At 62.4% G+C, this 9,619-nt stretch carries 11 protein-coding genes; 6 read left to right on the forward strand and 5 right to left on the reverse strand.

Features of this window, described 5'->3' with window-relative positions; all coding sequences use genetic code 11:
* Window positions 1–190: 190 nt before the first annotated feature.
* The gene (locus tag OXQ33_RS14150) at window positions 191–817 is read left to right on the forward strand and encodes an SOS response-associated peptidase family protein (protein ID WP_267435338.1); all 627 of its coding nucleotides are present in this window, start codon (window positions 191–193) and stop codon (window positions 815–817) included.
* Window positions 818–819: 2 nt separating this feature from the next.
* Window positions 820–1,800, forward strand: coding sequence for an MBL fold metallo-hydrolase (locus OXQ33_RS14155; protein ID WP_267435339.1), 981 nt, complete (start codon window positions 820–822; stop codon window positions 1,798–1,800).
* On the opposite strand, the gene OXQ33_RS14160 is transcribed toward OXQ33_RS14155, so the two are convergent.
* The gene (locus OXQ33_RS14160; protein WP_267435340.1) at window positions 1,797–2,627 is read right to left on the reverse strand and encodes an aldo/keto reductase; all 831 of its coding nucleotides are present in this window, start codon (window positions 2,625–2,627) and stop codon (window positions 1,797–1,799) included. The genes OXQ33_RS14155 and OXQ33_RS14160 overlap by 4 nt on opposite strands.
* Window positions 2,628–2,744: 117 nt before the next feature.
* Between OXQ33_RS14160 and dinB the strand changes: the two genes are divergently transcribed.
* Genes dinB through OXQ33_RS14175 form a run of 3 tightly spaced genes read left to right on the forward strand, consistent with a single transcriptional unit; the run spans window position 2,745 to window position 5,241 of the window.
* On the forward strand, window positions 2,745–3,827 hold the full coding sequence (gene dinB / locus OXQ33_RS14165) for a DNA polymerase IV (protein ID WP_267435341.1): 1,083 nt from the start codon (window positions 2,745–2,747) through the stop codon (window positions 3,825–3,827).
* Complete coding sequence (locus OXQ33_RS14170; protein WP_267435342.1) at window positions 3,824–4,387, forward strand: alpha-ketoglutarate-dependent dioxygenase AlkB; 564 nt, start codon at window positions 3,824–3,826, stop codon at window positions 4,385–4,387. The genes dinB and OXQ33_RS14170 overlap by 4 nt, the downstream gene beginning before the upstream one ends.
* Complete coding sequence (locus OXQ33_RS14175) at window positions 4,384–5,241, forward strand: exonuclease domain-containing protein (protein WP_267435343.1); 858 nt, start codon at window positions 4,384–4,386, stop codon at window positions 5,239–5,241. The genes OXQ33_RS14170 and OXQ33_RS14175 overlap by 4 nt, the downstream gene beginning before the upstream one ends.
* 400 nt (window positions 5,242–5,641) lie before the next feature.
* Here the strand turns inward: OXQ33_RS14175 and OXQ33_RS14180 are convergent, their stop codons facing one another.
* The 3 genes from OXQ33_RS14180 to OXQ33_RS14190 all read right to left on the reverse strand — a co-directional run bounded on the left by OXQ33_RS14180 (window position 5,642) and on the right by OXQ33_RS14190 (window position 8,246).
* The gene (locus OXQ33_RS14180; RefSeq protein WP_267435344.1) at window positions 5,642–6,505 is read right to left on the reverse strand and encodes a hypothetical protein; all 864 of its coding nucleotides are present in this window, start codon (window positions 6,503–6,505) and stop codon (window positions 5,642–5,644) included.
* 34 nt (window positions 6,506–6,539) lie between these two features.
* Entirely contained in the window at window positions 6,540–7,547 is a 1,008-nt protein-coding gene (locus OXQ33_RS14185) for an alpha/beta hydrolase (protein ID WP_267435345.1), read from the reverse strand.
* Between the two features lie 204 nt (window positions 7,548–7,751).
* Window positions 7,752–8,246: a hypothetical protein gene (locus OXQ33_RS14190; protein WP_267435346.1), complete on the reverse strand. Its 495-nt coding sequence runs from the start codon at window positions 8,244–8,246 to the stop codon at window positions 7,752–7,754.
* Between the two features lie 229 nt (window positions 8,247–8,475).
* On the opposite strand from OXQ33_RS14190, the gene OXQ33_RS14195 reads away from it, so the two are divergent.
* Window positions 8,476–8,811, forward strand: a complete 336-nt coding sequence (locus OXQ33_RS14195; RefSeq protein ID WP_267435347.1) for a VOC family protein — start codon at window positions 8,476–8,478, stop codon at window positions 8,809–8,811.
* A gap of 231 nt (window positions 8,812–9,042) precedes the next feature.
* On the opposite strand, the gene OXQ33_RS14200 is transcribed toward OXQ33_RS14195, so the two are convergent.
* Window positions 9,043–9,619: EamA family transporter (locus tag OXQ33_RS14200; RefSeq protein WP_267435348.1), on the reverse strand; the 577-nt coding region annotated here is incomplete at its 5' end.

Here is a 9,619-nt window from a genome sequence, read left to right on the forward strand (position 1 = left end):
AGGTTGGGACGGCACGCTCGGATTGGTGGGACGGCGATTATGCTGCTCGGCATGCCAGGCGGAAGGACGCACCCAGCGTCCCCATATGGTGATCGGGCGGGACCAGCCCACCGGTGCTGCTCTGCCTTATCCGGATGCCGCGACGTGGAAGAAGCTTGTCTCGCGCTACCGGTCGTGATCGAACGAACGAATGTGTAATCTTTACAACATCAAGGTCGATCCGCGGACCTATTTCGACGCGCTTGCTGCAGTCGACGATGCGAGCAACACGCTGGAGGTCGAGAAGGATTACGCGGCGCCCGGCAAACCCGGCTATGTCGTTCGTGTCGAGGAGGGCCGACGGGTGCTCAGCACAATGCGCTGGGGCTTCCCAACCCGCAAACCGCGCAAGCGCCCGGCGCGCGAGGGGGAACTGCCCTTTCTCTACGACTGGTGGACGAACGCCCGGAATATGCAGAGCAATATGTGGAAGCCGTGGCTGCTGAAGGCGGAGCATCGCTGCTTGGTGCCGTTCACCCGCTTTGCCGAACCCAAGGCCGCTGGTGATCGCCAGGGGCCCGGCGACACCAACTGGTGGTTCACCGTCGAGGATCAGCCAGCGCCGTGTTTCGCCGGGCTTTGGAAGGTCGACCAGGATCATGACCGGGTCTATGCATTCTGCACGACCGAGCCCAATCCGCTGGTTGCGCCCAAGCATCCCAAGGCGATGCCGGTCATCCTCCTGGCCGAAGATCAGGAACGCTGGCTGACTGCCCCGGTCGAGGAGGCGCTCAGCTTACTGACCGCCTATCCGTCTCAGCTGATGAGCGTCGCCTGACCATGGCCCGCAACCGCTATTATGACGGGCCGCCGAGTGATCATTTTGACGGTACCCGGTTCTTCAATCCGGGCCAGCCCAGTACCGATCGAGGCTTGCGCGCCATCCTGCGCTGGAAGCTGGCGGGGGCTGCTGCCAAATGGCCGAAGTCGGTGCCGGTGACGCCCGCCAGGCCTGAGGCGCGGGTCGATGGCCTGTGCGTGACGATGGTCGGCCATGCCTCGCTGCTGATCCAGGCGGCGGGGGTGAACATCCTCACCGATCCGGTCTGGTCGGAGCGCGCCAGTCCGTTCCGCCGCGTCGGGCCAAGGCGGGTGACCGTGCCGGGGATCGCTTTCGAGGATCTGCCCCCGATCGATGTCGTGCTGCTGAGCCACGCCCACTACGACCATCTCGACCTCGATACGCTGCGGCGCCTTCATGCCGCGCACGATCCGCTGATGGCGATGCCGCTCGGCAATGATGCAGTTGTCCGGGCGGCGGTGCCAGCAGCGCGTTGCGTGACCGGCGACTGGTGGGATCGGCTCGACCTCGGCGGCGGTATCGCAACGACGCTGACCCCGGCCAACCACTGGTCGAACCGCTGGCCGAGCGACACGCGCATGACGCTGTGGAGCGGGCATTATCTGGAAACCCCGGCGGGCTCGATCTGGTTTGTCGGCGACACGGGCTATGGCGACGGACGTATCTTCGGCGAGGTTCGCGAACGCCTGGGATCACCTGACCTGGCTTTCATCCCGATCGGTGCCTATGCGCCGCGGTGGTTCATGGCCGATCAGCATGTCGACCCGGCCGACGCCGTAAGGATTTTCAACGATGTAGGGGCGGGGCGAGCGCTGGGTATTCACTGGGGCACATTTCAGCTGACCGATGAAGCACGCGAAGAGCCCGTTGAGGAATTGGCCACGGCATTGCGTGCTGCGAGTATCGCACCCGAATGCTTCGTCGCGGCCGAAGCGGGCGGTGTTTACCGCTTCGCCTAGAGCATCTCCAACGGCACGCGGCCCTTGGGCCGGGGGAACAGCTTGTCCAGACGATCAAGGACGCTTCCGTCGAGGGTCAGGTCAGCCGCAGCCCGATTGTCGCGCACATGCGCAACTCGGCCAGCCTTCGGAATGGCGATGACGTTGTCGCGCGCCAACAGCCAAGCCAACGCTAGCTGGGCGGGTGTCGCACCGATTTCGTCTGCAAGGGAGCATAACCCGGCATGGCCGACGAGGCGACCCTGCTCGACGGGGCTGTACGCCATCGTTGGGATTGCATGTTCGGCAAGCCAGGGCAGCAAGTCGTGCTCGGGACCGCGCCGGGTCAGATTGTAGAGGATCTGGTCGGTTGCGCATGCCTCGCCACCGCTGGCGACCAGCTCTTCCATATCATCTGCATCAAGATTGCTGACGCCCCAACGGAGAATCTTGCCCGCGTCGACCAGTCGCTCCATCGCCTCTACGGTCTCGCCCAAGGGCACATTACCTCGCCAATGCAGCAGATAAAGGTCTAGCCGGTCGGTGCCGAGCCGCGCGAGACTGGCCTCGCAGGCGTGGGGCAGGCGATCGTGCGACGCATTTTGCGGATAGGCCTTGCTGACAAGAAAGACCTGATCTCGCTTGCCCTGAATCGCCTCTCCGACGAGCCGTTCGGACTCGCCATCAGCATACATTTCGGCCGTATCGATCAGCGTCAGACCGAGATCGATACCTCCGCGCAGGGCGGCGATTTCTTCTGATCGGACTCTTCGATCCTCAGCCATCATCCAGGTACCTTGGCCAAGCGCGGGGACGGTTGTGCCGTCGGGCAAGCGGATCGTCTTCATGGCACCCTAAACGTGCCGACGGAATTTCGGAGCCATCGCCAGACGGTTGCGCGTCAGTCTCGTTTGTCGGAACAGCATATGTTCCCAATTCGTTCCGAATGCGATAGGCTCTGCGGCATGGTCACGCGCAAGATCATTCACGTCGATATGGACGCCTTCTTCGCGTCGGTTGAGCAGCGCGATGATCCCAATCTTCGTGGGCGTCCCGTTGCGGTCGGCTCGGCCGCGGCGCGGGGCGTGGTCGCGGCGGCGAGCTATGAAGCGCGCAAGTTCGGCGTGCGGTCGGCCCTGCCGTCGGTAACGGCGCTGCGCCGTTGTCCGGACCTTCTCTTCGTGCGGCCGCGGTTCGAGGTTTACCGCGAGGTCTCCCGCCAGATTCACGCGGTCTTTGCCCGCTACACGGACCTGATCCAGCCGCTGTCGCTCGACGAGGCCTATCTCGACGTGACTGCTGACAAGCAGGGACTCGAGACGGCTTGGCGAACCGCCAAGGCGATCCGTGCCGACATCCTGGCAGAGACTGGGCTGACGGCGTCGGCTGGCATCTCGTACAACAAGTTCCTGGCCAAAATCGCGTCCGATCACCGTAAGCCCAATGGGCAGTTCGCGGTGACGCCGGAGATGGGCGCGGCATGGGTCGAGACGCTGCCGGTTGATCGCTTCCATGGTGTTGGGCCGGTCACTGCCAGGAAAATGAAGGGTCTTGGCATTGAGACGGGGGCAGACCTGAGGGCGAAGCCCCTGGAGTTCCTGCAAGCGCATTTCGGCAGCTCGGCTCATTGGTACTATTCGATTGCGCGCGGAGAAGATGACCGGCCGGTCAATCCCAACCGGGTCCGCAAGTCATCCGGATCAGAGACGACGTTCGACCGTGACCTGGTCGAAGCAGCGGAGATCGAAGCGGGCGTCTTGCAAATGGCGGATGACGTCTGGCGATGGTGTGAGAGCCGACAGGCGTTTGGACGAACCGTGACGGTGAAGGTCAAATATGGCGACTTCCACCTGATCACGCGCAGGCGCAGCCAGCCGATGGTCGTGGCGACGCGAGATGCGCTGCACCGTGCCGCCCTCGAATTGATCCGATCGGTGTTACCGACCCAGAAGGGTGTTCGGCTGGTCGGCGTTACGGTGTCGAATTTTGCTGATGCCCAAGCCACCACGGCCCCTGAACTGGCAATCTTTGCAGAGGCGGCAGCATGACCCTCGATCTGTTCGATACCCCCATCTTGCCCGGGCTTCGCACGCAGCCTGACCTGATCGACCAAGCCGAAGAGCAGATGCTGATCGCGCGCATCGACGCGGCCGATCTGACGCCGTTCCGTTTCCAGGGATGGACGGGCAAGCGTCTGACGACGTCATTTGGCTGGAGTTATGACTTTGAGGTGGGACGTCCAATCGAGGCGCCTCCGATCCCCGACTGGCTGCGTCCATTTCGGGAGCGAGTGGCGGTTTTCGGGCAGTTGGACCCCGAAGACCTGATCCAGGTGCTGCTGATCCGCTATGACACGGGGGCGGGGATCGGATGGCATCGTGATCGACCGATTTATGGTCACGTCCTTGGGCTCTCACTTGGCGAGCCTGCGACCATGCGGTTTCGCCGCCGGCGAGCTGGCGGATTCGAAAGAGCCGCCGTGCCCTTGGAGCCGCGCGCGGCCTATCATCTGAGCGGGCCGGCCCGTCATGAATGGGAGCACAGCATCGTCGCTCTCGAGCAACCGCGCTGGTCGATTACCTTCCGCAGTCTGGCAGCGCACCCGTGAGGCCTTTGCTCACGCCTTCGCTGAATGAGGCTGATCCAGACTTCGTTGTGGTCGACGTAGAGACGGCTTGCTCACGCGTCAGCAGCATCTGCCAGATAGGCATTGTTGGCTTCAAGAACGGGATCGAGACATTCGCGTATGAAACACTGATCGATCCACTGGACCATTTCTCATCGTTCAACACCCGCATCCACGGGATCACCAGTGATCATGTTGCCGGAGCGCCGACCTTCGGCGATGTACACTCGACCATCAATGCTCATCTGGCAGGCAGGATCACGGTTGCGCATTCCTTCTTCGACAAGGGCGCGCTCGGCGCCGCCTGCGCGATCCATCAGCGTGATGTAATTGGGACGACGTGGCTCGATAGCGTTCGCGTTGCCAAGCGTGCCTGGCCCGAACTGCCCAGCCATCGGCTGAACGTGCTGAGCAAGTTCCTGGGCATTCGGCACAAACATCACGATGCACTCAGTGACGCCCGCGCCGCTGGCATCGTGATCGTGCGCGCAATCGAGCATACCGGTATGGGCCTTTCCGGATGGCTCGCACCCGCACGCGCCCGACGCGGCCCGGCTCCCAAGGCAGCTGCGGATGGTCCCCTGAAAGGTGAGCGAGTGGCCCTCTTGGGCGCTGCTCGAGATGGAAAATTGGCACGATGTCTGGCGGAAGCCGGGGCGCGGATCATGTCAGGGGTCGGCACCACCACAACGATGCTCGTCATCAGTGACGACCAATCCTTTGGCCGCTTTGTGGCAGGTCATGCCGAGTATCGCCGCGCTGAAGAGATGCGGAAGCAAGGAGCATCGATCAAGATTGTACTGGAGACGGAGATGCTAACCCGGATGCAGCGCTAAGCGAAATAGCTTGGTCAGGATCAGCCTTCTTTCGAGCGCGCTTCGAGCTTTCATCGATCGGAAAAAGCGGCTCACGCTCGAAGCGTAGCGGCCGTTATGGCGCCCGGAACCACACTCGGATGCGAGACGCAATGGCATATCCGAATCGATAACCTTCGACCCAGGGCGGCTCATTTCGAACCATCACAGCCAGATCATTTTGGGGGACGAGATGATGTCGCTAATCGCACCATGTCCGCAAAAAGCGCAGATTTCTGCCGCTTTTGCCTTGACAATGGTGACCCCTACGGGAATCGAACCCGCTCAATGAGCATTGGAGAGCAGTATAAAGCAAGTAAGTAACTAACAATGCCGATTTGTTGTGCTCCGTTTTGCTCTGGTGTGCTCCGTGTCTCCCACGCTAGGCGAGGATGCGCAGCGTCATGAGAAGCATGACGGCCGTGCCGATCGCGAAGACGACACCGCCCGCCACCGGGCCGGACCAGGCCCAGCATCCCGGCACGGCGATGACCAGAAATGCCATCATTCCCTTGGCGTGGTGAACGAGAATGCGCCGCGATCCATGTCCGGCGATCGTCATGAAGCGGACGATGGCGTCATCGACGGTGGTCAGCGCCAGCGCGAACAGCAACGTGCCGACGCCGATCATAGCCATCAGCGCGTTCATGCCCAGCGTGCGCGCGGGCAACAACAGGATGAGCAGGACTATCGCAGCCGCCATTCCGGCGATCGGTCGGCGCGACCATGCCCGGAGCGTCCAGCCCGGTCGCACCGTGCCGGCGATCCGCTTCGGTAGCCTGACGCCATCCGTCAGGCCGGCGACCAGCGCGCCGACAAGATAGGCGGGCACGCTGGCGACGAGGAGGGAAGGACGGGCGATCAGGAACACGACGACCAGCAGCGCCAGTCCGATGCTAAGCCAGGCTGCCACGTAACGCCCTCGCGTAGGCGGGTGTAGGGCATCGGCTGCGAGAAGTCCGTCGAACGCTTGGAAAGCAAGGCGCGCCCCGACAAGACGCCCCGCGCCGATACCCGCGGACATTCCGACAGCGACAGCTGCCCATGCCGCAATCCGCCAAGGGCGATCGGCGAACCATGCGTGGATAGCCGCCAACGCTGCCAGCAGCATGAGCGCGGCGATCGCGCGGTCGCGCCAACCTGCGAATGTCGCGCGGATCATGTTCGACAGGATCAGCCGATCCTGACGAAACAGGCGGCCCGCTTGCCAGCGGCGTGAGCAGTGATGCTCGGACCATATCGGCATTCGGAAAGTCGGGACGCTCAGGCGAACCCGGGTGTCACAGAATGCCGAGATTTTGCAGCCACTGCTTGACCTGTCCAGGCCATTCGCGGGAGATCGGATCGGCTGTCGGCCGCATCCCGAACGCATGGCCGCCTTTGGAATAGATGCGCATGTCGACCGGCACCCCTGCATCACTCAGCGCCAAGGCATAGGCCAATGGCTGCCGAATTTTGTCCATAGGATCGTTCATGGCGTGGAGGATCAGCGTCGGCGGTGCCTTGGGGCTGATGGTGACCCACGGTTTGAGTTCGAGACTATTCCTGCCCTTGCTGTCGTCCAGCATACGGGCCGTATAGGCTACGATCGCGAAATTGGGCCGCGGTGATTGACGGTCTGCCGCGTCCGCGAGCGGATAGGTCCGCTCTTCGGTATTGCTCATCGCTGCGGCCAGATAGGCGCCGGCTGAAAATCCGATCACGCCGATCTTGTTCGGGTCGATCCCGTAGGACGACGCCTGCTGGCGAAGCAGCCCCATGGCACGCTGGGCGTCCTCCAGACCCAGAACGACCTTTGGGCGCACTTGCTTGTCGTTTTCTCTCGGCCATACCTGCGGCACGCGGTACTTGAGCACGGCGCAGGTCATTCCTTGCCGCACCGCCCAGTCACAGATTTCCGTTCCCTCGAGGTTGAGCGCGAGCACTTCAAAGCCGCCCCCGGGAAGCACGAGCAAGGCAGCACCGCTATTGTGCCCTTTGGGCCGGAAGATCGTCATCGTCGGGCGGGTGACGTAACTCGCCCAATTCCATGTCCGCCCGCCCACGAGGCCAGTGCCGTTGCCCAGTCCCTCCGGACGATCACCGGAATCGGGCTTGGCGAGCGGTGTAGTTGCGGGCCACAGCGGATTCTGAACACCGCCCTCAGGTGGCTGCCAGACGCCCGGGCGTTCGTTTTTCGGCAGAACCTGTCGCGCTGGCGCATCGTCGGACTTGCTCGCCTGGCCATAGGCCGTTCCACCGAGGCCAAGTGCGAGGATCGACGACACGACAAGCAAGAAGCGCGACAAATGACTGTCTCCAAATTTGAGGACGTCACCCGCTGACGGAATCAGGCGGGATCCGATGATGAAGGTTAGTCAAGCCAGCCATTTGGGCAAGCGGCTGTCTCCCCCCCAAAGTGAACGGCCTGATAGCCTCGGTATATGGCGTAGCGACCCGGACGCTGCGTCTCGCTGAAGGTCCGTTTGTGGTTTGGCGCTGGGCGGATTGCTTCAATAATCGAACGTCATTCCGCGGCATGACGCCGGGCGCAGGCGATAGTCCGCAAAGACCGACGGCGGCTTGTCCTTGGTTTCCTCGGTAATGGTCCAGCGCCAGCCAGTGCCCGAGCGGCTGAACCGATTGACATACGTTGCATCCGGAAAGCGATAGCGTTGCACGAACCCGTCCCGTTCGAGCTTGCCGAGACCAAGCGAGGGTTCATACAGCCCGCCAAAGGTGTCGGAGAAGACCGACCCGATGGCTTGGGGTTTCTCACCGGCAACATAGGTGATGGCCGCCTCATAGGAATCCGATCCGGTCGTGCGCAGATGCAACGTGAAGTAGCGCCTGCCCAAATGCCATTCGCCCCGCGCGATCGACGGCGAGTCCTTGCCCTGGACCTGCCCGCTTACGCGCCAGCACCCTTGCAAGCCGCCCACCCCTGCCAAGCCCGGCGGTACGGTATAGGCCGACGTCGCCAGCATGAGCATCAATGTCAGCCCCACCGTTTCCTACTCCCCCCCCCCCGCGACCTTTTGCAGATATGCTATTGTGCCAATCGGTATGCCAACCCCCAATCCCGCATCGGAGGGCTGGAGCTGAGAAAATAGTCAGGATAGCACAGGCAATCTTTCCCGGTTCGAAACACTGACGTTGACGGGAGCAGTCGGTGCAAAGCGTTGATCGACAACGCGTAGCGCCGCCTGGAACGATTTGATTGAAACGGATAAGCTCATGGCCCGCATCAATTTTATCGAACTTCCCGCCGGCGACATCGGGTCAGCTCGAACCTTCTATTCGGCGCTGTTCGGGTGGGAACTGACCAATTACGGGCCTAGCTATTCGTGTACCACGACCGGCAATGTCGATTTGGGTTTACAAGGCGATATGAGCGAGGCCTCCAGTGCGCCTCTACCGGTAGTGCTGGTAGAAAACATCGACGCGGCGCAAGCCGCTGTCGTCAACGCCGGGGGAACCATCAGCAAGTCGGTTTTCGCCTTTCGGGGTTGCAGACGCTTTCACTTCCTTGATCCCAACGGGTTTGAGTTGGCGATCATGCAGACAGACTGATTCAGCTTTCCAGAGCACCATCCCAATCGGGACGCTCGTAATCAGCAGCTTTCGGTTAAACCCGCCGTTCGGCTAGGTCGCACTGAATGACGGATTTGTCCCACTTTTTGCGGTTGCGGTTTGGCCTTTGGGCCTGATGAATCGATGTCCGGACTTGGGGGGGGCGCAGCAGGCAGCCCAACAACCGCCTTTAGTTCTTCCCCTGCCGCGGCGCAGGTCGAGCTCAAACACCTAGTCCATTGCCAGGCCATGCGTAGCGTCTGCTGCGTGACTGGCGTTGGGGCGTTCGCCGCGAACGACGACAATGCTGCCGATCACGATCAGCAATCCGCCCAGCAGGACAGGCCATCCCACGGGATCACCAAACAGGCCGATACCGAGCGCGGCACCGATCAACGGCTCGATGTTGATGAACACGCCTGCACTGGCGCTATCGACGCGGGCCGCGCCATACTGCCACGCGGCCGTGGCAAGGAAGGTCGAGAGGAGGCCCTGTCCAATGATCCCGCTCCAGGCGACCGGGCTCAGCGCGAGTGGGGGCGCACCATGGAGCAGCAGAGCGACCGGCAGCACGGTGAGCGTCGCCACGACCAATGTGACGGCAGGCACAGCCATCGCTGATCGCGTCGCAGGCACGCGCTTCAGCGCCAGCAGCCACGCGAGGAAGATCAGTAGCGATACCAATGACAGCGCAATGCCGATCGCAGTCCCGGCGCCGCCCGGCTTGCCGGCGATCAAAGCCGCGCCACCCGTCGCTGCGACGACGCCGATCCACGAGGCGCGCGTGACACGTTCGCCGATCAGATAG

Source organism: Sphingomonas sp. GM_Shp_1 (assembly GCF_026540895.1).
GTDB lineage: Bacteria > Pseudomonadota > Alphaproteobacteria > Sphingomonadales > Sphingomonadaceae > Sphingomonas.